This is a genomic window from Kiloniellales bacterium (assembly GCA_030066685.1).
In the GTDB taxonomy this organism is placed as follows: Bacteria; Pseudomonadota; Alphaproteobacteria; order Kiloniellales; family JAKSBE01; genus JAKSBE01.
This window is the reverse complement of record JASJBF010000001.1, coordinates 100,328-122,581: the sequence shown is the minus strand read 5'-3', so window position 1 is coordinate 122,581 and position 22,254 is coordinate 100,328. Positions and strand designations below refer to the sequence as shown.

General features: G+C 67.6%; 19 protein-coding genes. 6 read left to right on the top strand and 13 right to left on the bottom strand.

All coding sequences use genetic code 11. The features are described from left to right. Positions 1–3: 3 nt before the first annotated feature. The 3 genes from paaB to paaX all read right to left on the bottom strand — a co-directional run bounded on the left by paaB (position 4) and on the right by paaX (position 2,379). Positions 4–291: a 1,2-phenylacetyl-CoA epoxidase subunit B gene (gene paaB, locus QNJ30_00570; protein ID MDJ0941930.1), complete on the bottom strand. Its 288-nt coding sequence runs from the start codon at positions 289–291 to the stop codon at positions 4–6. 21 nt (positions 292–312) lie between these two features. Next, positions 313–1,314 carry a 1,2-phenylacetyl-CoA epoxidase subunit A gene (gene paaA, locus QNJ30_00565; protein MDJ0941929.1) on the bottom strand — a complete coding sequence of 334 codons (1,002 nt, stop codon included), beginning with the start codon at positions 1,312–1,314 and terminating at the stop codon, positions 313–315. Between the two features lie 120 nt (positions 1,315–1,434). After that, positions 1,435–2,379, bottom strand: coding sequence for a phenylacetic acid degradation operon negative regulatory protein PaaX (paaX, locus tag QNJ30_00560; GenBank protein ID MDJ0941928.1), 945 nt, complete (start codon positions 2,377–2,379; stop codon positions 1,435–1,437). 193 nt (positions 2,380–2,572) lie between these two features. On the opposite strand from paaX, the gene QNJ30_00555 reads away from it, so the two are divergent. Continuing rightward, entirely contained in the window at positions 2,573–3,154 is a 582-nt protein-coding gene (locus tag QNJ30_00555; GenBank protein MDJ0941927.1) for a PAS domain-containing protein, read from the top strand. Between the two features lie 319 nt (positions 3,155–3,473). Then, positions 3,474–4,760 (top strand): hydroxymethylglutaryl-CoA reductase, degradative, encoded by a 1,287-nt coding sequence (locus QNJ30_00550; GenBank protein ID MDJ0941926.1) that lies wholly within the window; start codon positions 3,474–3,476, stop codon positions 4,758–4,760. Here QNJ30_00550 and QNJ30_00545 read toward each other — a convergent pair. The 6 genes from QNJ30_00545 to QNJ30_00520 all read right to left on the bottom strand — a co-directional run bounded on the left by QNJ30_00545 (position 4,757) and on the right by QNJ30_00520 (position 12,786). Continuing rightward, entirely contained in the window at positions 4,757–4,951 is a 195-nt protein-coding gene (locus QNJ30_00545) for a hypothetical protein (GenBank protein MDJ0941925.1), read from the bottom strand. The genes QNJ30_00550 and QNJ30_00545 overlap by 4 nt on opposite strands. 31 nt (positions 4,952–4,982) lie before the next feature. After that, positions 4,983–5,753 carry a hypothetical protein gene (locus QNJ30_00540; GenBank protein ID MDJ0941924.1) on the bottom strand — a complete coding sequence of 257 codons (771 nt, stop codon included), beginning with the start codon at positions 5,751–5,753 and terminating at the stop codon, positions 4,983–4,985. A 146-nt stretch (positions 5,754–5,899) separates the two neighbouring features. Next, on the bottom strand, positions 5,900–6,634 hold the full coding sequence (locus QNJ30_00535) for an SDR family NAD(P)-dependent oxidoreductase (GenBank protein ID MDJ0941923.1): 735 nt from the start codon (positions 6,632–6,634) through the stop codon (positions 5,900–5,902). A gap of 9 nt (positions 6,635–6,643) precedes the next feature. Next, positions 6,644–8,113, bottom strand: a complete 1,470-nt coding sequence (locus QNJ30_00530; protein ID MDJ0941922.1) for an AMP nucleosidase — start codon at positions 8,111–8,113, stop codon at positions 6,644–6,646. 94 nt (positions 8,114–8,207) lie between these two features. Then, complete coding sequence (locus tag QNJ30_00525) at positions 8,208–9,257, bottom strand: Glu/Leu/Phe/Val dehydrogenase dimerization domain-containing protein (GenBank protein ID MDJ0941921.1); 1,050 nt, start codon at positions 9,255–9,257, stop codon at positions 8,208–8,210. A gap of 22 nt (positions 9,258–9,279) precedes the next feature. Next, positions 9,280–12,786, bottom strand: a complete 3,507-nt coding sequence (locus tag QNJ30_00520; protein MDJ0941920.1) for an indolepyruvate ferredoxin oxidoreductase family protein — start codon at positions 12,784–12,786, stop codon at positions 9,280–9,282. Between the two features lie 276 nt (positions 12,787–13,062). On the opposite strand from QNJ30_00520, the gene QNJ30_00515 reads away from it, so the two are divergent. Both QNJ30_00515 and QNJ30_00510 read left to right on the top strand, forming a co-directional pair. Beyond that, the gene (locus QNJ30_00515; GenBank protein MDJ0941919.1) at positions 13,063–13,566 is read left to right on the top strand and encodes an Lrp/AsnC family transcriptional regulator; all 504 of its coding nucleotides are present in this window, start codon (positions 13,063–13,065) and stop codon (positions 13,564–13,566) included. Between the two features lie 185 nt (positions 13,567–13,751). Then, positions 13,752–14,030, top strand: coding sequence for a hypothetical protein (locus QNJ30_00510; protein ID MDJ0941918.1), 279 nt, complete (start codon positions 13,752–13,754; stop codon positions 14,028–14,030). Between the two features lie 221 nt (positions 14,031–14,251). Here the strand turns inward: QNJ30_00510 and QNJ30_00505 are convergent, their stop codons facing one another. Continuing rightward, positions 14,252–15,061, bottom strand: coding sequence for a hypothetical protein (locus QNJ30_00505; GenBank protein MDJ0941917.1), 810 nt, complete (start codon positions 15,059–15,061; stop codon positions 14,252–14,254). A 259-nt stretch (positions 15,062–15,320) separates the two neighbouring features. On the opposite strand from QNJ30_00505, the gene QNJ30_00500 reads away from it, so the two are divergent. Next, entirely contained in the window at positions 15,321–16,109 is a 789-nt protein-coding gene (locus tag QNJ30_00500; protein ID MDJ0941916.1) for a class II aldolase/adducin family protein, read from the top strand. A 19-nt stretch (positions 16,110–16,128) separates the two neighbouring features. Here QNJ30_00500 and QNJ30_00495 read toward each other — a convergent pair whose 3' ends face one another. The 3 genes from QNJ30_00495 to acsA all read right to left on the bottom strand — a co-directional run bounded on the left by QNJ30_00495 (position 16,129) and on the right by acsA (position 19,108). Beyond that, positions 16,129–16,800: a YIP1 family protein gene (locus QNJ30_00495; GenBank protein MDJ0941915.1), complete on the bottom strand. Its 672-nt coding sequence runs from the start codon at positions 16,798–16,800 to the stop codon at positions 16,129–16,131. 243 nt (positions 16,801–17,043) lie between these two features. Beyond that, positions 17,044–17,301, bottom strand: coding sequence for a phosphopantetheine-binding protein (locus tag QNJ30_00490; GenBank protein ID MDJ0941914.1), 258 nt, complete (start codon positions 17,299–17,301; stop codon positions 17,044–17,046). A 52-nt stretch (positions 17,302–17,353) separates the two neighbouring features. Next, a complete protein-coding gene (gene acsA, locus QNJ30_00485) occupies positions 17,354–19,108 on the bottom strand; it encodes an acetate--CoA ligase (protein ID MDJ0941913.1) in 1,755 nt (584 codons plus the stop codon). 157 nt (positions 19,109–19,265) lie between these two features. On the opposite strand from acsA, the gene QNJ30_00480 reads away from it, so the two are divergent. Further along, positions 19,266–21,980: a bifunctional acetate--CoA ligase family protein/GNAT family N-acetyltransferase gene (locus QNJ30_00480; GenBank protein MDJ0941912.1), complete on the top strand. Its 2,715-nt coding sequence runs from the start codon at positions 19,266–19,268 to the stop codon at positions 21,978–21,980. Positions 21,981–22,254 lie beyond the last annotated feature (274 nt).

The window sequence follows — 22,254 nt, the reverse complement described above, 5'->3', positions numbered from 1 at the left end:
CGCTCAGATGTTCTTCACGTCGTCGGGGATGTCGTAGAAGGTCGGGTGGCGGTAGATCTTGTCCGCCGTCGGATCGAAGAAGGCGTCCTTCGCACCCGGGTCGGAGGCGACGATTTCGGCCGAGGGCACGACCCAGATGCTGACCCCCTCGGCGCGGCGGGTGTAGACATCGCGCGCGTTCTCCAGGGCCATCTCGGCATCGGCGGCGTGCAGGCTGCCGACGTGCTTGTGGCTGAGGCCGTTGCGCGAACGAATGAAGACCTCGTAGAGAGGCCAGTCGCGTGAACTCATGGGATCGTCTCCTCGGCCGGCTCAGCCGGCCTTTTTCAGCGCCCGGGCGCGGCGCTTCTCGGCATGGGCCAAGGCCGCCTCGCGGACCCAGGCGCCCTCGGCGTGGGCATCGCGCCGCGCCTTCATGCGCGCCTTGTTGCAGGGCCCGTTGCCGGAGATCACCTGCTTCAGCTCCTCCCAATCGATCGGGCCGAAATCGTAGTGGCCCCGCGCCTCGTTCCAGGCGAGATCGGGGTCGGGCACCTTGAGCCCCAGGTACTCGGCCTGGGGCACGGTCACGTCGACGAACTTCTGGCGCAGGTCGTCATTGGAGATCCGCTTGATGCCCCAGCGCATCGACTGCGCGGAATGGGCCGAATCCTTGTCGCTGGGCCCGAACATCATCAGCGAGGGCCACCACCAGCGGTCAAGCGCATCCTGGGCCATGGCCTTCTGCGCCTCGCTGCCGCGCGACAGGGCGAGCATGATCTCGTAGCCCTGGCGCTGGTGGAAGCTCTCCTCCTTGCAGACCCGGATCATGGCCCGGGCATAGGGCCCGTAGGAGCAGCGGCAGAGCGGGATCTGGTTCATGATCGCGGCGCCGTCGACCAGCCAGCCGATCGCCCCGATGTCCGCCCAGGTGGTGGTCGGATAGTTGAAGATGCTGGAGTACTTGGCCTTGCCGCTCAGCAGTTGCTCAACCAGCTCGGCCCGTGACACGCCCAGGGTCTCGGCGGCGCCGTAGAGGTAGAGGCCGTGCCCGGCCTCGTCCTGGACTTTGGCCAGCAGCACCGCCTTGCGCCGCAGGGAGGGCGCCCGGGTGATCCAGTTGCCCTCGGGCAGCATGCCGACGATCTCGGAATGGGCGTGCTGCGAGATCTGGCGGATCAGGGTCTTGCGGTAGCCCTCGGGCATCCAGTCCTTGGGCTCGATCCGCTCGTCCCGGTCGATGCGGTCCTGGAAGCGCCGCTCCGCTTCGGAGCTCCCGGTCTCAAGAGGAATCGCCTTGTCGCCAGGCTTGATGTCCAGCCCTTGCGTGTACATGCGCGCCGTCGCTCCCGATGGCTGTGTGGCCGGCCGATCGGCTCTACCCGATGATATGGCACAAGATTCCCCGAAAAACAATGAATTCCTGTAATGTTCAGGCCGCAGCCCTGGCGGGAATCAGGGGTTTCCCGGGCGCAGGCCGCCGAAGCGCGACCAGAAATCGGGGCTGGGCGGCGGCAAGGCCCCGTCGTCGCCGCGCAGGGTCCCGGAGACCCAGGTCTCCGCCCCTTCCACTACGCCGGCATAGATCCGCCGGCACAGGGCCTGCGCGGCGCGCCCCGGCCAGTCCTCCGGCAGCAGCGCCGCCGGCAGGGCCGGATCCCGGAGGATCACCTTGCGGTACTCGTGGATCAGCAGCAGCCGGACCAGAAGACTCTCGAGCGGCGTCAGCTCGCTGCCGACGGCCAAGGCGTCGCCCAGCGGCCCGAAGCGGTCCTGGAACTGGCGATAGCCGGCGGCCAGGCCCTCGAGATCCCAGCTCTCGGCCGCCAGACGCGTCAACACGGCCGACTTGCCGGAGATCCCGGCCGTGCCCGAGACCAGAAGGGCCGCCGCGGCGGCTCCGGGCTCGCCCAGGACCGCGGCCAGTGCCTCGCGGTCGGGCTGCGGGTGGATCATCACCGCCGGGCCGGCCTGGCCGAAACCCAGCCAGCGCAGGGCCTTGCGCAGGACCTCCCGGCCCTCTCCGGCCCCGCCCGGGAGCAGCACGACCTCCCAGGTCCCCGCCCAGGGCGGAGGCGTACCGAGATAGATCCGGCGGGTCGCCGCCTCGAAGCGCCGGCTGCCGTCCTCGGTCAGGCTGTAGAAGCTGTGGCGGCCCTGCCGGCTGCCCCTGAGCCAGCCGTCCGCGGCGAGGCGGGAGACCGCGGTGCGCACCAGGCTCTCGCTGACCCCGACCTCCGACATCAAGGCCAGGAGGCTGACCAGGGACAGGGTGCCGCCGCGCGGCGCCACGGCATCGCCATAGATCGTAACGATGAAGGAACCGGCCCGGATCGGCTGCTGCGCCGCAAAATCGCGCACCAAGCCCTCGGCCAGGGCGCTCTGGGAGGAGATCGACATGGGCCGAGGGTTTAGGGGCTCGGGCCACGCAGGTCCAGCCGGATTCCGGCCCGAGCGCCGGCCCCGGAATCAGCCGGCTCGGATTGCGGCGGCTCTTCAGGTTTTCTTTACCGACGGCTCAGACCATCGGCCTCTTGATGACCGCACCCTCTGCGCGCATTCCGGATAGGGCCTGCCCGTGACGACGATCGGCATGAAGAGACCCCGCGGGGCCTTCGGGTACGACCCCGAAAGCCATGACGCCGGGGAATCCGCCCGGCCGCCAGCGGGCATCGATCAGCCGCTCCTGCAGCGGCTCTTTCTCTATTGGTCCCGCAAAAAGGCCGGGCGCGAGCTGCCCTCCCGGAAGGACATCGATCCGGTCGAAATCGGTCCCGAGATCCTACCGCACATCATGCTGACCGATATCCTGGAGGACGGTCGCCTGCGCTACCGCCTCGCCGGCACCGTGGTCGAGGCCGTCACCGGCCAGAGCCTGAGCGGGCAGTATCTCGACGAGCTGCTGCGCCCGCCCTACCGGGACTATGTCCTTGCGCTTTACGCCGAGATCATCGGGAAACGCTGCGCCCTCTATACGGAGTCCCTCTATCCCCTGCACGGCACGCAGCCGGAGCGGCTGACAAAGCGCCTGATGATGCCGCTGGTCTCTGAGAGCAACGACGTCGTGATGGTTCTGTCCGGGCAGATCTTCAAGACGGTGACCGATCTCTCCTATTGCCCGCCCCTCTCGCCGATTCCTTCGGCCTATCAGGAAACCTTCCGCTTGCTGCTCTGAGCCGCGGCTGCGGCCGGGCCGCCACCCTCGCCACCGAATTGCCACGGCGCCTCGCGCCGCGGTCGGGGAAGGAAATCGGCTCGGCGATGTTCAAGAGGGTAGCGAGCGGGAAAACCCGACCGCGCTGGATCCGCCCCGAGGGGCTGCCGCAGACAGGACCGCCCCGCGCGCAGCTTTCGAAGGCCGGATGGAGAAGGGCCGCCACGGCCGTCAGGCCGGGCGGCCCGCTCTCTTTTCTGCATGGCCGCTCGGAAGCCCGCCCCTTTCTGCACCGCCCTGCCGGCGCTAAGCTCCCCGCGATCCTGGGGAGGGTGCCACGATGGCAGAAACGACCTCACGGCTTTCGGGCTTCCACAAGCTGACGCCGGTCGAGCGTGCCGAGCGGACTGCGGCGCTGGCCGGGCTCGGGCCGGAACTGGCGGCGCACTACGCCGCTGCGGCCGGCGATCAGCTGACCTTGGCCGACCATCTGGTCGAGAACGCGGTCTCAACGATGAACGTGCCGCTCGGAATCGCCACCAACTTGCTGATCGACGGCCGCGACGTGCTGGTGCCCATGGCGACCGAGGAGTCCTCGGTGATCGCCGCGATCGGCAACGCGGCCAAGCGCTGCCGGGCGAGCGGCGGCTTCGCCACAGCCAGTAGCGGTAATGAGATGATCGCCCAGATTCAGCAGCTCGGCATGCCGGACCCGGCGCAGGTCCGCCTCAAGGTCCTGGAGCGGCGCGCCGACATCAAGGCCATCTGCGATGCGGCCGACCCGGTGCTGTGCGACCTGGGCGGCGGCTTCCGCGACCTCGAGGTCCGGGTCATCGAGACCGCCGAGGGACCCATGGTCATCACCCACCTGATCGTCGACACCCGCGACGCCATGGGGGCCAATGCGGTCAACACCATGGCCGAGGCCGTGGCGCCGCGCCTCGCCGAGTGGACCGGCGCCCGGACCCACCTGCGCATCCTCTCGAACCTAGCCGACCGGCGCCTGGTGCGCGCCCGCGCGCTCTGGCCGCTGGCGGAGATCGGCGGCGCCGAGGTGCGCGACGGCATCCTCTCGGCCTACCGCTTCGCCGAGGCCGACCCCTACCGCGCCGCGACCCACAACAAGGGGATCATGAACGGCGTGACCGCGGTGGTCCTGGCGACCGGCAACGACACCCGGGCGGTCGAGGCCGGCGCCCACGCCTTCGCCGCCCGCGACGGCCGCTACCGCAGCCTCAGCCGCTGGGAGACCGACGCCGCCGACGATCTGGTCGGGGTCCTGGAGATGCCGCTGGCCGTCGGCTTGGTCGGCGGCGCCACCCGGCTGCACCCGACGGCGCAGCAGAACCTCAAGGTCCTCGGCGTCGAGACTGCGGAAGGCCTCGCCCGGGTCATCGGCGCGGTCGGCCTGGCCCAGAACCTCGCCGCCCTGCGCGCCCTCGCCACCACCGGCATCCAGAAGGGCCATATGGCCCTGCACGCCCAGAACGTCGCCCTCTTGGCCGGCGCCCTGGGCGAGGAGGTCGACACCCTGGCCGCCGCCCTGATCGAAGCCGGCGAGGTCCGCCAGGATGTGGCGGAGAGGTTGCTGAAGGAGCTGCGAGCAGGGAATCCAGAAGGCCGCTAGAAGTGAGCGCGGCCATTTCGAGGACCAACTTCGGTCTCGCGTTCAACCCAATAAGTCTGCTTGTGTCCACGAGCCGATAGCTCATCGACCAGCGCCTTGGCCCGATCTGCCGAGAGTCCGCTCTCGACCAGAAACCTGTTGCCGTTGTCGTCCTGGCGCATGACGCGCCAGCTGTCCTGATCTTCAGTCATCTGACGAGCCCACTTTGTTGGGCCTCGGGTTCTATCGTCCTAAGGCCGCCAGCCGTTCCGGATAACGTTCGAAGTATCGTAGCGATTTCTTGAGCAGCGTCAGCGGCGTGGGCTTTAGCCAGGGTGCGGCTGCCTCCATGCTCTCCCCTCTCGATGACAGAAAGAGGGCGAGCGCGAAGGCCCATTCTGACTCGCTCAGGTAGCCGCTTCGCCGCAGGGACCAGCCCTGGGCGCCGCCGCCAACGTCGTGGAACTGCTGGAACTCGACGGCGCAGTTCGCGCCGAAGATGCCAAAGCCCAGGAACACCGTGGTCAGGTCCGTGGCCCATTCCTCGAACTCCGGCCCGCCCGGCACATCCTTGCCGATGCCCAGGAGGATGGCGTGGGCGATTTCATGGATGAAGGTGGCGACCAGACTCATCGGCCGGTCGAGCAAGGCCGGATCGTAGGTGATTCGCATCGGCTCCCCCGGTCCGAGGAAAAAGGTTCCCGCGGGCTCGGATTCGACGTTCTGGACCACGGCCATCGGGCCAAGGACCGGGTTGAAGCCTTCCTCCTGGGGCACCAAGACGAATGGCCAGTCTTGAGTCCAACTCCAGGCCGCGACGCTGCGGAAGACGTGGTCGGCGCGGTCGTGGCCGACCGCGTCGCTCGGCGGAAAGAACTCGGGCGTCGGCAGGACCAGAGGGAGTTCGCGAAGCTGCTCCAACCCGATCAGGTTCGCCAGAAGCCAGCTCCAGCATTCGATGAGCCAGTCCTCGGTCTCCTCATCGATCGGGCTCTTGGCTCGGTTCCAGAACATCGGCGGTGCGATTTCCAAGGGTCAAGGCAAGACGCACTTTAGTTGCAGAACACGGCATCGTCTCCCGTCTGGTGAATCAGCTTCCGCATCGCAATCTTCCCCGTCTGCGCGCGTAGCGCAATGCGACGCAACCTGGTTCGGAGGCTCTACCAGGGCTCCAGGTAGCTGCGGACGTCGGTCTCGAAGGTCCAGGCGGAGCGGGGTTGGCAGTGCAGCTGCCAGTAGATCTCGGCGAGGTCGGCGGGCTGCATGATGCCGTCCGCGGGGCGGGCGGCGAACCAGTCCGGGAAGAGCGCCCGGGTCGACTCGGTGTCGATCGGGCCGTCGATCACCACGTGGGCGACGTGGATACCCTCTGGCCCGAGCTCCCGGGCCAGGCTCTGGGCCAGGGCGCGCAGGGCCTGCTTGCCGCCGGAAAAGGCGGCGAAACCGGCGGCGCCGCGCAGGCTCGCGGTGGCACCGGTGAAGAGGATCGTGCCCCGGCCGCGCGGCAGCATGCGCCGGGCGACCTCGCGGCCCACCAGGAACCCGCCGAGGGCGCACATCTCCCAGACCTTGCGGTAGACCCGCGCCGTGGTCTCAACGACTGGAAAGCGGACGTTGCCGCCGACGTTGAAGACCGCGACCTCGATCGGGCCGAGGTCGCGCTCGACCTCTTCGACCAAGGCCTGGACCTGGGCCTCGTCGCGGGCGTCGGAATGGAGGCCGCGGGCCCGGCCGCCGTCCGCCTCGATCGCAGCGACCAGTGGCGCGAGATCGCCGCGCCGCCGCGTGGCCACCACGTGGAAGCCCTCCCGAGCGAAGCGCCGGGCGATGGCGCCGCCGAGGAAGTCGCCGGCGCCGACGACCAGAGCGACCTTCTGCGGTTGAACCTTCGCCATGAGCGAAGTTTAGCGGAAAGCCGGCTCGTCGAAACTGCGCAGCTTGCGGGAGTGGAGCGATTCGACGCCGGCGTCGCGCAGGCTGCAGAGGGTCTCGATCCCGATCCGCAGGTGCTGGCTGATCCGGGCGCGGTAGAAGGCGTCGGCCATACCGGGCAGCTTGATCTCGCCGTGCAGCGGCTTGTCGGAGACACAGAGCAAGGTCCCGTAGGGCACGCGGAAGCGGAAGCCGTTGGCCGCGATGGTCGCCGATTCCATGTCGACCGCGATGGCCCGCGACTGGTTGAAGCGCCGGGCCAGCTCGTCGTGGCGCAGCTCCCAGTCGCGGTCGTCGGTGGTGAAGACCGTGCCGGTGCGCAGCCGCACCTTGAGCTCGCGGCCCGCCAGGCCGGTGACCCGCGAGACCGCCTCGGTCAGGGCGATCTGGATCTCGGCGATCGGCGGCACCGGCACCCAGTCGGGCAGGTCCACGTCGAGGACGTTGTCGTCGCGCACGTAAGCGTGCGCCAGGACGTAGTCGCCGAGCCGCTGGGACAGCCGCAGCCCGCCGCAGTGACCGACCATCACCCAGCAGTGCGGCCGCAGGACCGCAAGATGGTCGGTGATGGTCTTGGCGTTGGACGGGCCGACCCCGATGTTGACCAGGGTGATGCCCTCGTGGTCCTCGCGAACCAGGTGGTAGGCCGGCATCTGCGGCAGGTGCTCCGGGGCCCGGCCCGAGGCCGGATCGGAAGACAGGCGCGGGTTGGGGGTCACCAGATTGCCCGGCTCTACGAAGGCGAGATAGTCCTCGCCTTCCGCCACTTGTTTGCGTCCGAAATCAATGAATTCATCAACATAGCGCTGATAGTTCGTAAAGAGAACGAAGCGCTGGAAACAGCGCGGCAGGGTCGCGGTGTAGTGGGCCAAGCGTACCAGGGAGTAGTCGACCCGCTCGGCGGTGAAGAGCGCGAGGGGCTTCGGCGCGTGCGACGGCTGGCGGTAGGTGCCGTTGGCGATGGAATCGTCGATCCGCGACAGCTCGGGCAGCGGAAAGAGGCCGCGCAGTTCGTGGACCTTCTCGGCCGTGAGGTCGGCCGTCGCCTCCTCCACGGCGAAGGTCAGGGGGATCGGCCGCCTGCTGGTCCCGACCCAGACCGGCTTGCCGTAGTTGCCGAGCAGCAGCTCCAGCTGCGCCCGGTAGTAGTCGCGGAAGAGGTCGGGCCGGGTCAGAGTGGTGCCGTAGGCCCCCGCCCCCGGCAGCTTGCCGTAGGACAGCCCGCCGCTTCGGCTGACATCCGTCGGCTCGATCTCGATGCCGAGGTAGGGATAGCAGGGCCAGGAGTCGGGCTCGATCGCCTTTCCAGCCAGAAAGCGGTCGAAGCGGTCGCGCAGGGCGGCCGCCCCGCGGGCGTAGATCTCGCCCAGCCGCGCCAGCGCGGCCTCCGCGTCGCTGAAGGCTTCGAGGTTCCGCGCGACGCCGGAAAGAGCTTCGGTCATGGGGCGGGCTCCGGACTGAGGCCCCGCATGATGGGAAGGCCCGGACTTTTCCGGCAAGTGAAACCTCGGAGTCCGCGTCAAGAGCCGACCCCGCTCAGGCCGCGCTGCGCTGCGCGGGCTCGGCCTCGGCGATCAGCTCCCGGGCCAGGCGGTCGGCGGCCTCCGCTGTGGGCAGTCCCAGGGCCTCGGCGCGCTCGAAGACCCGGGTCAGGCTGGGGCCGAGGCCGCGCAGCTTCTGCCAGATCCAGTCCTCGCGCCGGTCTTCCAGGTCGGCGGCGACGGCGATCAGGCCACCGGCGTTGGCGATGTAGTCCGGGGCGTAGAGGACACCGCGCTCGGCCAGGGCCGCGCCGTGCCGCGCCTCGGCGAGCTGGTTGTTGGCCGAGCCGGCGACCACCTTAGCTCGGAGCTCGCCGATGGAGGCGTCGTTGATCACCGCGCCCAGGGCGCAGGGGCTGTAGACCTCGGCCGCCTCTGCGTGGATGGCCTCCGGGGCGACGATCTCGATGCCCAGATCGCGCCGTGCCTGCTCCACGGACTCGCCGTTCACGTCGGCGCCGACCACGGCCGCGCCGTCGGCGACCAGGAGCTCGGCCAGGCGGCGGCCGACCTTGCCAAGGCCCTGTAGCGCGACTCGGCGGCCGCGCAGGTGCCCCGAGCCGAGGCGCTTGGACAGGCTCGCCTTGATCGACTCCTGCACCCCCAGGGCGGTGGCCTCCGCCGGCGCCATGGCGCCGATGCCGGCGACGAAGCGGGTCTCGGTCTTCATGACCTCGACGTCGTCCGGTGTCAGGCCGACGTCCACCCCGGTGCGGAAGCCGCCGCGGAAGCGGTTGACCGCGCGGCCCATGGCCCGGAACAGGGCCTCGCGCCGCTCGGCCGGCGGCACGCCCAGGATCACCGCCTTGGCGCCGCCGTAGTCGAGCCCGGCCATGACCGACTTGTAGGTCATGCCGCGCGACAGGCGCAAGACGTCGGCCAAAGCCTCGTCCTCGCCGGCGTAGTCACGCATCCGGCAGCCGCCGACCGAGGGGCTGTTCCAGACCCGGTGCCGGGCGACGATGGCCTTCAGGCCGCTCGCCGGATCGGCGAAGAAGGTGATCTCCTCGTGGTCGTCGAAGTCGGGGTGGGTGCGCAGGTTCATGTTCAAATCCCAGACAGGTGGTTCACGCGGCGTCCCTGTTCATGGCCGCGGCTTCGAAGGCCGCGAGCTTTTCGGAGAGGTCCTTGCGGTAGGCGGCGATGGCCTCGGCCTTGACCGGACCGAAGCCGCGGATCCGATCCGCCGCGCCGGCGACCGCCACGGCCGCCGGCAGGCTATCGACCGTCAGGCCGGCCAGCAGGCGCTCGACCAGGGCGCGGTAGTCCCGGATCAGGCGCCGCTCCTCGCGCCGCTCCGCCAGGTAGCCGAAGGGGTCGAAGGCGGTGCCGCGCAGGCGCCGGCCCTTGGCCAGCAGGCGCAGTGCCGGCAGCATCCAGGGCCCGAAACGCCGCTTGACCGGCCGGCCTCGGGCGTCCTTGCCGCCATTGAAGACCGGGGGCGCCAGGTGGAAGGTCAGGCGCGGCTTGCCCTCGAATTCGGCCCCGAGCCTGGCCAGGAAGGACCCGTCGCTGTACAGCCGAGCGACCTCGTACTCGTCCTTGTAGGCCATCAGCTTGAAGAGGTTGCGGGCGACCGTCTCGCTCAGCGGCCCGGCCCGGCCGACCTGTTCTTTCTCGACCGCCTCGACCCGGGCGACGAAGCCGGCATAGGCCTCGGCATAGGCGGCGTCCTGATAGTCGGCCAGGAAGGCGCGGCGCCGGGCAGCGATCTCCGCGAGACCCTTCTCGGGCGCGGACGTCGCCTCCGGACCGCCCAGGACCCGCTGCTGGAAGCCGGGATCGGCGGCGACCAGGCGGCCGGCGGCGAAGGCCTGGCGGTTCTCCGCGACCTTGACCCCGTTGAGCTCGACGGCGCGTTCGATCGAGTCCAGGCTCAGCGGGATCAGACCCTGCTGCCAAGCCTGGCCCAGGACCATGAGGTTGGCGTAGACGGCGTCGCCGAAGAGCGCCTTGGCCAGGGCCGTGGCGTCGAAGAAGCTGCAGCGGCCCTTGCCGGCGCGGGCGCGCAGGGCGCGACGGCGCTCGCCGGCCTGGAGATCGGCCTGGCCGCGCAGGACGAAGTCGGCGGTCGGGGTCTCGGCGAGGTTGCCGACCACCCGGGCCCGCTCCGGCGCCAGGGCGGCCAGCGCCTCGGGGCTGGTCGCGACCACCACGTCGCAGGCGAGCAGCAGGTCGGCGCTGTCGCGGTCGATCCGGGTCGGGCCCTCGGCGCCGGCTTCGGGCATCAGCTTGACGTGGCTGAGCACCGCCCCGCCCTTCTGGGCGAAGCCCATGAAGTCGAGCACGCTGGCGCCCTTGCCTTCCAGCTGCGCCGCCATGGTCAGCAGCGCGCCCAGGGTCACCACGCCGGTGCCGCCGACCCCGGTGACCAGGATCTCGCGCGTGCGGCTGAGCGGCATGCAGGCCGGCAGGGCCAGCTTGTTTGCCTCGGCCAGGAGGTCGAGCGCCGGCGTCTCGGGCGCCGGGCCGCGGCGCAGCGCCGCGCCTTCGACGGTCACGAAGCTAGGGCAGAAGCCCTCGAGGCAGGAGAAGTCCTTGTTGCAGGCGCTCTGGTCGATCTGGCGCTTGACCCCGAAGGGTGTCGGCTTGGGCACCACGGCGACGCAGTTGGACTGCACCGAGCAGTCGCCGCAGGCCTCGCAGACCGCCTCGTTGATCACCACCCGGCGCGGCGGATCGGCGACCAGCCCGCGCTTGCGCTTGCGACGTTTCTCGGCGGCGCAGGCCTGGTCGTAGATCAGGACCGTGACGCCCTCGGTGTCGCGCAGCTCGCGCTGCACGGCGTCCAGCTCGCGTCTGTGGTGCAGGGTCGCCCCTGGCGGCAGCTCGCCCTGGGCGCCGGCACGCCCGGGGTCGTCGCTGACCACCGCGATGCGCGCGACCCCTTCGGCACGGACCTGGGCGGCGATCCCGGCCACCGAGACCTGGCCGTCGACCGGCTGGCCACCGGTCATGGCGACGGCGTCGTTGAAGAGGATCTTGTAGGTGATGTTGATGCCGGCGGCGATGGCCTGGCGGATCGCGGTGGTGCCGGAGTGATAGTAGGTGCCGTCGCCCAGGTTCTGGAAGACGTGGCCGTCGCTGGTGAAGGGCGCGCGCCCGATCCAGTTGACCCCCTCGCCGCCCATCTGGACCAGGCCCTCGGTCTCGCGGCCCATCCAGTTGGCCATGAAGTGGCAGCCGATGCCGCTGAAGGCCTGGCTGCCCTCGGGCACCACGGTCGAGGTGTTGTGCGGGCAGCCGGCGCAGAAGTACGGCAGGCGCTTGGCGACATCGAAGGCCGGCGCCGCCTCGGCGTCGGGTTCGGGGAGGCCCGGCAGCAGGCGATCCCAGTTCGGGTCGTGTTCGAGGACCCAGCGCCGCACGACGGGCGCCAGCAGGGCCGGCGAAAGCTCGCCCAGTTCCGGGATCAGCGGCGCGCCCCGGAAGTCGCGCTTGCCCAGCAGGCGCGGCCGCCGCTCGGCGGGCAGGTTGTAGAGCAGCTCCTTGAGCTGGCTCTCGACGAAGCTCCGCTTTTCCTCGACCACCAGCACCTCGTCGAGCCCGCGGACGAACTCGAGGATGCCATCGCGCGCCAGGGGATAGGACAGCCCAACCTTGTAGACCGAGATCCCCAGGTCCTCGGCCACCGGCCGGTCGATGCCCAGGTCCCGCAGGGCCGCCATGAGGTCGAGGTGCGCCTTGCCGGTGGTGACGATGCCCAGGCGCGGATGTCGGGCCCCGAAGACCCGCCGATCGATGGGATTGGCCCGCGCGAAGGCCTGCACTGCCGCTAGCTTGTCGAAGAGCCGTTGCTCGATCCTGAGGCTCGGCAGATCGGGCCAGCGGTAGTGCAGGCCGTCGCCCTGGGGTGCGTAGTCCCGCGGGGTGACGAAGGCCGGCGGCTCGGGCAGGACCACCGCGGCCCCGCTCTCGACCGTTTCAGAGATCGCCTTGAAGCCGACCCAGGTACCGGAAAAGCGCGATAAGGCAAAGCCGTAGAGCCCGAAGCTCACGTAGTCTGCGACCGAGGCCGGGTTGAGCACCGGCATCGACCAGGCCTGGAAGGCCTGCTCCGACTGGTGTGGCATGGAGGAGGAGATGCAACCGTGGTCGTCGCCGGCCACGACCAGCACGCCGCCGCGGGGCGAGGAGCCCAGGGCGTTGCCATGCTTCAGGGCGTCGCCGGAACGATCGACCCCGGGGCCCTTGCCGTACCAAAGCGCAAAGACGCCCTCGACCTGGCGCCGTGGATCGCTTTCCACCTGCTGGGTGCCGAGGATCGCGGTGGCCGCGAGGTCTTCGTTGACCGCCGGCTGGAAGCGGATGTCCTCTTCTTTGAGGAGATCCTCGGCCTGCCACAGGGAGAGGTCGAGCCCGGCCAGCGGCGAGCCGCGGTAGCCGCTGACGAAGCCGGCGCTCTTCACGCCGGCGGCGCGGTCCAGGCGACGTTGTTCGAGAAGGAGGCGCACCAGCGCCTGGGTGCCGGTCAGGAAGACCCGGCGGCGCTCGGCTTCGTAGCGGCTGTTCAGTCGATAGTCCCAGTCGATCTCCGGTGTCGGGTCGGGCACGGCGATCGGGGCTGGACGCATCGGGACTCTCCGTTGGCTTTCGTCCAGATGCGTCGGCGCATTTCCGCTTCTGCCCCGCTGTCATGCCCGGACTTGATCCGGGCATCCACCGCGCCACCCGACCATGGATCGCCGGATCAAGTCCGGCGATGACAGCTTGAAGAGGCGTTAAGCATCACGCTTGCCGCACGAGGACTGCACAAGCTCGAATTCTAACCCAAGCGCTTTGGTCAGATATTCCTTTCTAGGCGAGAATCTGCTAGAAAATGGTAAGTCTCACCACTGAACAGAGCTTCAATGAAGAATCGTGTCGATTCTCCCGAGATCGGTCCCCAGGAGTTGCGCATCCTGGACGAGCTCCAGAAGGACTGCCGGCTGTCCAACCAGGAGCTCGCCGAGCGGGTCAACCTCTCGCCCTCGGCCTGCTGGCGCCGGGTCCGGGCGCTGGAGGAGAGCGGCGTGATCCAGGGCTATGTCGCCAAGGTCGACCCGGAGCGGGTCGGCCTGACCGACTGCGTCTTCGCCAACGTGCGCCTGGGCCGCCACCTCAAGGCCAACACCGAGGACTTCGTGGCCGCCGTCATGAGCCGCCCCGAGGTCCTGGACTGCTATGCCACCACCGGGGACGAGGACTACATGCTGCGGGTCCTAGCGCCCAGCGTCCGGGCCTACGACCGCTTCCTGCAGGATTTCCTGTTGGACCTGCCCTACGTCGACCACGTGCGCTCGCACTTCGTCCTGCGCCGGATCAAGGCCGAGACCCGCATCCCACCGGAAATCTTTCCGCAGCGGAGCAGCTGAATCTGACGCGCCTATACATGGTATGGCGGAATTGAAATTCAGAGCGCCGCAGTCAATAGACCCTAGTCACAATGCTGCATTGCAACCCAGTGTCTTGATTTGGCATGCATCACACGTCAGATTAATGGATAGTTTAGTCACTCACTCACACACTGTATGCTGAGTGGTGTCATAGGAAGGGAACCATGCATCGACCCACGAGCAAGGCAAAGATCGTTCGAGTGAGAACAGAGGAAGGCGAAACGGGCCTTTTCTACGCAACAAGCCCCGATTTGCCAGGCCTGTTGGTCGCTGAGCCTACGATGGACGCGCTCGAAGATGCCATTCCTTTGGCAATTGCCGATCTGTATCGTGCTTCTGGTATTGGCGTTGTCGTATCGAAGGTCGAATCCGAAGAAGATGGCCTACGGCCTTGGGTTGCATTTCCTGCAGAGATTGCACGGGCTGCTCTAAACACTAACTAGGCTGACTTGGCGATAGGGCGCCTAGTCCGCATCCCAGGCGCCCCCCCAAGTTATTCCCATCCTCATCTTAAGTCGCTCGATGATTTCGGCGCGCTGTTCGGCAGTGTATCGAGCTGCAATAGGTACGTTATAGAGATCTCCCTGGCCAGTCACATATACTGTCGGCACTTGGGTCGGACGGAGACCTAGCTTTGCCACTACCGAATAGTACTCTTCCTCTGTCACGACCAGCCCTCGTCATCTGAATTGGCGGTCCCAGCTTCCCTAATAGAATGGCCTTTCGGTTCGGCCTCCTCATCGTAGACAAGCTTGAAGCTATTCTCGAGAATTTGTAACCAAAGAGCCCTTTCCTTCTCAGGCCAAATAGACCCAGGCCTTGGTAGTTTGTCGATAAGTCCCTTAATCACTGGATCAAGGTGCTCCGGTAGGTTGTCGTCTACTTTCGCGGTACCACCACCTTGATCCGAATGACGCTCCTCTTCAGGCTTAATTCCTGGTTTGACGAGCCGGTCTCTACCTGCGTGAAAGAAACCTGCAGACTGTGCTGATCGTTCTAAGACCTGTCGTGCTCGGTCGCTCTGCTTCTCTGCGACCCCCAGGCCAACTAGCTCGCGCTCAAAACCAGTCCGTGGTGGGAGCTGCCTCCCACCCCACTTCTCATAAACTGCATCAAATAATGGAACCCTTAGGAAGGCTTCCACTTTGGCACGCTCGGCACGGTCGCGATCCACGATGGCCATACCCAGAGATGATAGCTGGTACTTTCCAGGCGACACCGAATCTATGACACCAAACATGCGTGCCGCCGAAATTCGAACGCGAAAACCACTACTCTTCGCACTAAGGTTCAGCCATGACGCAAGCTGATTGTCATCACACGCGCCGGACCCGACATGTGCATGCAAAGCCTGAGCGACCCCAATTGCTTCGCTGAGACCAATGTAAGGAAATCCGATCGTTGATCGCTGGCGTTCCGGACCCGCATCCGGAGCTTCGGCATTTTCTGCGCTCGACAAAGACTCAACATTCATTGCCCAGATTCCATTCGCTGCTGCCACCACATTCTGATTAATGCCCGCCTAACCTTCTGTCAATGAGATTGTTTGCCCATACCGCGAGAAATGCGGAATTTCGCAAACACAGGCAGACACGGAGGGGGGCGGCGCTACGCAAGCCACCCCTTTTGCGGAAGTGAATGAGACTGCCCTAGCAACATGGGCGGTTCTGCTCTACCGCAAACCAATGCTATGTTTAGTTTGGCGTTCGCAGCCGAGGGAAATTGACATGGGTATGGCAGCAAAAGAGAACCCTCACTCAATTGACGCGCCTCGCGGCTTCAGCGCCCAGGAGTGGCAGGTCCGGCTGGACCTGGCGGCCTGCTACCGGCTGGTGCATCTTCATGGCTGGACTTCGCAGGTCTACAACCACATTACCGCGCGGGTCCCGGGCAGCGAGGAAGCGATCCTGATCAACCCCTTCGGCCTGACCTACGACGAGATCACCGCCTCCAACCTGGTCAAGATCGACCTCGAGGGCAACAAGCTGGACGACAGCCCCTACCCGGTGAACCGGGCCGGCTACGTCATCCACTCGGCGATCCACGGGGCGCGGCCGGACATTTCCTGCGTGCTGCACACCCACTCCCAGAACGCGGTCGCGGTCTCCTGCCTGGAGGAAGGCTTCGTCCCCATGACCCAGACCGGGTTCATGTTCCACGAGCGTATCGGCACCCACGAGTACGAAGGGATCGCTCTCGACCTCGACGAGCGCGCGCGCCTGGTCGCCGACTTCGGGCCGGACAATCACACCCTGCTGCTCTACAACCACGGCCTGATCACCACCGGGCCCTCGGTCGCCTGGGCCTTCAGCCGTCTCTACCACTTCGAGGACAACGCCGCGATCCAGCTCAAGGTCATGGCCTCGGGCGGCACCCTCAAGCTGCCGAGCCGCGCGGTGATGGCGCGCACCCGCAGCCAGTTCGAGGACGGCGCAGCCCAGGCCGGCGCCGAAGTCCGCCTGCCGGAATGGCCGGCCTACCTGCGCATGCTCGACCGCGTCGATCCGAGCTGGCGTCGCTGAAAACGGGGACTACGGCGGCCTACTGCCGCTGCAAATCCTTCATCATCTCGAGAATCTTGGCGGCGTCCTCGGGGTTGTCCGCGTCCAGGCCCTCGAACTGGCCCTGGATCTCCTCCAGCCGTTTCATCGACTGCTGGCCGGCATACTGGAAGCCGAAGGCCCCGAGGAGAAAGACCGCGCCTATGATCCCGAACACGGTGCCGGCCTGCTTTCGCGCCAGCTCGTGGGCATGAACGCTGGCGAGGATAATCAGCCAGGTGCCCCAGACCACCCAGACCGCGGTACCGAAGTAGGGGATGATGTCGAGAAGCGCCGCGATCGGCAGGATCGTCGAGGTGTAGCAAACGACCCTGAAGGCGGTCTCGAACTTCTCCTTCGAGCCCAGCATCATCCAGATCACGCAGAGAATAGCCGACGCTATGAAGGCGCCGATCACCAGCAGTATGAGCGCGAGGAGGATCCCGAAAAGGGCCGCCCCAGCGACCTCGGCCGCAGAGATCGTGGCGGCAACCACCGAGATCACCGAGGCAATCGCGGTCATCACCAGGAGGTAGATCAGCGGCGAGAGGAAACCGCCGGACTTGGGCATGGTCCGAAAGAAGGCCACGGGCTGCAGGAGGACCATTCTGGCCGTCTCAGGGAGCGAGCGTACGGTTTCCGCGGCCTGATCCTCGACCTCCTCGCTGGTCATCGTGGTACCTCGAAGACGGTGAATCCTAACATTGCAGGGCGGGCCGGGGATTGGCTCGGCGCAAGCGACGGCCCGAAACCGACAAGATGGAGTCCGGATCAAAGAGCCTGATCTCCGTCGCCGACGTCCCCTTTTCGGGCCTGCACGGCCCGGGTCTCGACCCCAGCCCGTCCCACTATAGCAGGCTTTCAAGCCCCGATCCTGACTGCTTTGCGGTAGCAGTGCTGGCAGCGCTCCTTGGTGTTAGTCGACGACGGCCTTCGATCGCGCGGTGAAGTAGCCGATGCAGCCCTGCAAGCTGGCCAGTTTGGGATAATCGATCTCAGGGATCTCGCTTCCGCTTCGCTCGCCCAAGGCGATGACGAAGTTCAGGAAGTCGAGGGAGTCGAACTCAACCTGATCACGGAAGGCCGTCTCCGGGTCCAGGCTGGCGGTGTCGATGTTGGGTGCAACCTGGGTCAGAACGTCTTGAACCATCGCCTTGATCTCAGCCTCGTTCATGCTCTTCCTCCAAGAAATTCAGAACGTTGTCCGGAGAACGACATATTGCGCCTCAACTCCCGGCTTCGAGCGTCGAGGTGTCGCCTTCCGCCAGTCCCAGCTCCCGCGCCTTCAGCAGGCGGCGCATGATCTTCCCGCTGCGGGTCTTCGGCAAGTCGTCCAGGAAGTCGATCTGGCGCGGCGCGACAGCCGGGCCGAGGCGTTCGCGCGCCAGGCCCAGGATCTCCCGGCGCAAGGCATCGCTCGGCTCGACGCCCGGCTTCAAGGCGACGAAGGCCTTTACCGTCTCCATGGCGACCGGATCCGGCTTGCCGATCGCTCCGGCCTCGGCGACGGCCGGGTGCTCCATGAGCGCGCTCTCCACCTCGAAGGGGCCGATCAGGTGGCCCGCCGACTTGATCATGTCGTCGGCCCGTCCGAGGAACCAGTAGTAGCCCTCGGGATCGCGCCGGGCCAGATCGCCGCTCAGGTACCAGTCGGCGGCGAAGCACTTGCGGTAGCGCGCCGCCTCGTTCAGATAGCCGCGAAACATCGAGGGCCAGGCGCACTTCAGCGCGAGCTCCCCGTCCCGCTCCGGCTCCTCGATCACCTCGACGCCGCCATCCTCCCGGCGGCGAACGATGGCGGCCTCGATCCCCGGCAGCGGCAGGCCCATGGACCCCGGCTTGATGTCCGTCGCCGCGAAGTTGGCAAGCATGATCCCGCCGGTCTCGGTCTGCCACCAGGTGTCGTGAAACGGCCGGCCCAGGACCTCCTGCCCCCAGATTACGGCTTCGGGATTGAGCGGCTCGCCGACGCTGGCCGCGAAGCGCAGCGCCGAGAGGTCGAAGCGCCGGGCCAGGTCGGGCCCGTGCTTCATCAGCATGCGGATCGCGGTCGGCGCCGTGTACCAGACCCGGACAGCCTCGTCCTGGAGGACGCGGTACCAGCGCTCCGGGTCGAACTCGGCCTCGTCGACGACCAGGGTCGCGCCGACCACCAGGGGCGCGATGATGCCGTAGGACATGCCGGTCACCCAGCCCGGGTCGGCCGTGCACCAGTAGACGTCGCCCGGCCCGAGATCCAGGGCGAAGCGGGCCGAGGCGGAATGGACGACCACGGCCTCGTGGACGTGGAGGGCGCCCTTCGGCCGGCCCGTGGTGCCGCTGGTGAAATGCAGCAGCGCCAGGTCCTCCGGGTCGGTCGGGGGGATCGTGAAATCCTCCGGGGCCGTCTCGACGAGCCGCTCGAAGCTTCGGCAACCGGCCTCCGGAGCGTCGCCGCCGACCAGCAGCACCCGCTCGAGGTGGGGCAGCGCGGCGCGCAGTTGCCGGACCTTGCGCGCGTAGAGCTGCGGCGTCGTTACCAACACCTTGGCCGAACCGATCTCCATGCGGGACTGGATCGGCTCCGGCCCGAAGGCGGAGAACAGGGGGCAGAAGACGCTGCCGTTCTTCAGGGCGCCCAAGACCGAGACGTAGAGCGCCGGCACTCGCCCCAGCAGGCTGAAGACGGTGTCGCCCTCGCCGACGCCGAGCGCGCGCAGGGCATTGGCGAAGCGGTTCGAGAGCGCGGCGAGCTCGGCATAGCTGAGCTCCCGCCGGGCGCCGTCCTTGCCGAGCCAGCGCAGGGCGACTCGCGCGCCCTGCGGCCCCACAGCGTGGCGGTCGACCGCTTCGTGGGCGATGTTCAGGCCGCGGCCCTCGGGCAGGCCGTCCAGGGCCGCGCGCGCCTCCGCCCAGGTAAAGCTGCGGCACGCGGCCTCGTAAGACGCCGCGTCCGACGCTCGCTGTCCGCCCTCCGACTTGGAGATCCGATCCCAGGCCATGGTGGTCTCCCGATCCTCCGCGCCCCGGCAATGAAAGCTTCATTGCCGACCTCGAAACAAGGCAATTATGCTGCATCTGCGAAACGCGCCTTGATCTTGCGCAGCCCGCACGCCGCTATCCTGCGGCAGTATGAAATGGATCCGGAGCCGCGCCGTCATGACGATCCGAAACCTCGATTTCCTCTTCAAGCCGAAGTCGATCGCCCTGATCGGCGCCAGCAAGCGCCAGGGCTCCGTCGGCGCGGTCCTGGCCCGCAATCTCCTGAACCGCGAGGGCGGCCTGAAGGTCCACCCGGTCCACCCGACGCACGAAGAGGTCGAGGGGATTCCGGCCTTTCGGAGTGTCGCCGATCTTCCCGAAGGACCGGACCTCGCGGTTATCGCCACGCCGCCGGCGACGATCCCGGGCCTGATCGACGAGCTCGGTGCGCGCGGCACCAAGGCGGCAGTGGTCATCTCGGCCGGCTTGGGCCGGCGCGCCGGGGCCGAGGGCGCGAGCCTGCGCCAGGAGATGCTCGATGCGGCTCGCCCCCACCTGCTGCGGATCGCCGGTCCGAACTGCCTGGGCATCATGGTGCCGAGCCAGGGGCTCAACGCCAGCTTCGCGGCGCGCGAGCCCGAGACCGGGCGGCTCGCCTTCGTCGCCCAGTCAGGTGCGGTGGTCTCCTCGGTGGTCGACTGGGCGAGCAGCCGCGGCATCGGCTTTTCCTACGTGGTGTCCCTGGGCGATATGTCCGACGTCGATTTCGGGGACATGCTCGACTACCTCGCCAACGACATCCAGACCCGCTCGATACTGCTCTACATCGAGGCGATCAGCGACGCGCGGAAGTTCCTCTCGGCCGCGCGCGCCGCGGCGCGCAGCAAGGCCGTGATCGTGGTCAAGGCGGGCCGCCATGCCGAAGGCGCCAAGGCCGCGGCCTCCCATACCGGGGCCCTAGCCGGCGCCGACGAGGTCTACGACGCCGCCTTCCGGCGCGCCGGCATGCTCAGGGTCATGAACCTGGACGAGCTTTTCGATGCGGTGGAGACCGTGGGCAAGGCCCGCCTGCCCAAGGACAACCGCCTGGCGATCCTGACCAACGGGGGCGGCTTCGGAGTCATGGCCACCGACGCGCTGATCGATTACGGCGGCCGCCTCGCCGAACTGAGCCCGGAAGTCCTGGCTGAACTCGAGGCCGTGCTGCCGCCGACCTGGTCGCGCGGCAACCCGGTCGACATCATCGGCGATGCGGACGGCCTGCGCTACGCCAAGGCGCTGGAGATCCTCGTCCAGGCCGCGAGCCGAAAGGAGAACGGCATCGACGGCCTGCTGGTCCTCAACTGTCCGACGGCCGTCGCCTCTTCGACCGAGGCGGCTCAGGCCGTGGTCGAGTCCATCAAGAGCACGAAGAAGCTGCCGATCCTGACCAGTTGGGTCGGCGAAGACGCCGCGCTCGAATCCCGGCGGCTCTTCGCCGAGCATTCGGTCCCGACCTACGAGACGCCGCAGAAGGCGGTCGGCGCCTTCACCGAGTTGGTGACCTACCGGCTCAACCAGACGGAGCTCATGCAGACGCCGCCTTCCATACCCGAGGGCTTCACACCGGACCGGGAGGCCGCGCAGGCGGTGATCGGGGCGGCGCTGGCCGACGGACGTGACTGGCTGACCGAGCCCGAGGCCAAGCAGGTACTGGCCGCCTACGACATCCCGGTCAGCCCCACGCGGGTGGCGGAGACGCCCGAGTCGGCGGCGGCGGTGGCTGCCGAGCTGGGCGGCTCGGTGGCACTCAAGATCCTGTCGCGGGACATCACCCACAAGACCGACGTCGGCGGCGTGGCGCTCGACCTGCGCGGCCCCGGCAGCGTCGCCGAGGCGGCGGCGGCCATGGCCGCCCGGGTCGCGGAGAAGCGGCCGGAAGCGCGCATCGACGGCTTCACCGTGCAACCCATGATCCGGCGGCCCGGCGCCTACGAGCTGATCATGGGGGTGCTCAGCGACCGCCAGTTCGGCCCCGTGCTGCTGTTCGGCGAAGGCGGCACCGGGGTCGAGGTGATCGACGACAAGGCGCTGGCCCTGCCGCCGCTCAACATGAAGCTGGCCCGCGACGTCATGGCGCGGACCCGGATCTACCGCCTTCTGCAGGGCTACCGGGGCCTACCGCCGACGAACCTGGACGCCGTCGCCTTCACCCTGGTCAAGCTGTCGCAGCTGGTCGTCGACCTGGAGAGCGTCGCGGAGCTCGACATCAATCCGCTTCTGGCCGACGAATACGGCGTGATGGCCCTGGATGCCAGGGTCCGAGTCGAAGCATCGGATTCGGCGGCCAAGAGCCGGCTGGCGATCCGGCCCTACCCCTCCGAGTTGGAGGAGGAGATCCCGCTCGCCGACGAGCGCCGGCTCCTCTTGCGCCCTGTGGTGCCGGAGGACGAACCCGCCTTCCAGCGCGCCTTCGCAAAGCTGACGCCGGAGGAGATTCGGCTGCGCTTCTTCGTCCCGATGCGGACCATATCGCACGAGGCCCTGGCGCGTGCGACGCAGATCGACTACGACCGCGAGATGGCCCTGGTCCTGACCGATCCCGGCATCCCCGGCCAGACCGAGGTCTACGGCGTCGTGCGCATGAGCGCCGATCCCGACAACGAACGCGCGGAGTACGCCATCATCATCGGCGGCGAAATGACCGGCCAGGGCCTGGGCATGCTGTTGATGCGCCGAATCATCAACTACGCGCGAAACCGTGGAATCAAAGAGCTTTTCGGCGACGTTCTGCGCGACAACCGCACCATGCTGAAGCTTTGCGACATCCTCGGCTTCACCCGGCGCAACGATGCGGAGGAGCCCAGCATCGTCCGTGTCACCCTGACGCTGCAAGAAGACGCCAAAGTATAACCCGAAAATGCCCAAAAATGCTCATGCGCCGTGGCGGTGAATTAGCTTAGCGTAAAGGCGGTACTTTGCCTCTCGGCAGAAGTACTCGGGAGGGTCGGCGCGGGGGCGCGACCAGGACACGCGGCTGACCGCCGCAAACAAGACAAGTGATGCCTCACGACATGACGAGAAACCGCGACACGGACCCGTGGATCAGCACCGCGGACCGTCCACGTCTTCGAACGCCGCAAGAACAGCGGCGCCCGAAGGACGGGCCCAAAAAGGCCCGAACCGC

Coding starts and splice junctions, on each gene's coding strand:
- paaB (MDJ0941930.1), bottom strand. CDS start 291: ATGAGTTCACGCGACTGGCCTCTCTACGAGGTCTTCATTCGTTCGCGC.
- paaA (MDJ0941929.1), bottom strand. CDS start 1,314: ATGTACACGCAAGGGCTGGACATCAAGCCTGGCGACAAGGCGATTCCT.
- paaX (MDJ0941928.1), bottom strand. CDS start 2,379: ATGTCGATCTCCTCCCAGAGCGCCCTGGCCGAGGGCTTGGTGCGCGAT.
- QNJ30_00555 (MDJ0941927.1), top strand. CDS start 2,573: ATGAAGAGACCCCGCGGGGCCTTCGGGTACGACCCCGAAAGCCATGAC.
- QNJ30_00550 (MDJ0941926.1), top strand. CDS start 3,474: ATGGCAGAAACGACCTCACGGCTTTCGGGCTTCCACAAGCTGACGCCG.
- QNJ30_00545 (MDJ0941925.1), bottom strand. CDS start 4,951: ATGACTGAAGATCAGGACAGCTGGCGCGTCATGCGCCAGGACGACAAC.
- QNJ30_00540 (MDJ0941924.1), bottom strand. CDS start 5,753: ATGTTCTGGAACCGAGCCAAGAGCCCGATCGATGAGGAGACCGAGGAC.
- QNJ30_00535 (MDJ0941923.1), bottom strand. CDS start 6,634: ATGGCGAAGGTTCAACCGCAGAAGGTCGCTCTGGTCGTCGGCGCCGGC.
- QNJ30_00530 (MDJ0941922.1), bottom strand. CDS start 8,113: ATGACCGAAGCTCTTTCCGGCGTCGCGCGGAACCTCGAAGCCTTCAGC.
- QNJ30_00525 (MDJ0941921.1), bottom strand. CDS start 9,257: ATGAACCTGCGCACCCACCCCGACTTCGACGACCACGAGGAGATCACC.
- QNJ30_00520 (MDJ0941920.1), bottom strand. CDS start 12,786: ATGCGTCCAGCCCCGATCGCCGTGCCCGACCCGACACCGGAGATCGAC.
- QNJ30_00515 (MDJ0941919.1), top strand. CDS start 13,063: ATGAAGAATCGTGTCGATTCTCCCGAGATCGGTCCCCAGGAGTTGCGC.
- QNJ30_00510 (MDJ0941918.1), top strand. CDS start 13,752: ATGCATCGACCCACGAGCAAGGCAAAGATCGTTCGAGTGAGAACAGAG.
- QNJ30_00505 (MDJ0941917.1), bottom strand. CDS start 15,061: ATGAATGTTGAGTCTTTGTCGAGCGCAGAAAATGCCGAAGCTCCGGAT.
- QNJ30_00500 (MDJ0941916.1), top strand. CDS start 15,321: ATGGCAGCAAAAGAGAACCCTCACTCAATTGACGCGCCTCGCGGCTTC.
- QNJ30_00495 (MDJ0941915.1), bottom strand. CDS start 16,800: ATGACCAGCGAGGAGGTCGAGGATCAGGCCGCGGAAACCGTACGCTCG.
- QNJ30_00490 (MDJ0941914.1), bottom strand. CDS start 17,301: ATGAACGAGGCTGAGATCAAGGCGATGGTTCAAGACGTTCTGACCCAG.
- acsA (MDJ0941913.1), bottom strand. CDS start 19,108: ATGGCCTGGGATCGGATCTCCAAGTCGGAGGGCGGACAGCGAGCGTCG.
- QNJ30_00480 (MDJ0941912.1), top strand. CDS start 19,266: ATGACGATCCGAAACCTCGATTTCCTCTTCAAGCCGAAGTCGATCGCC.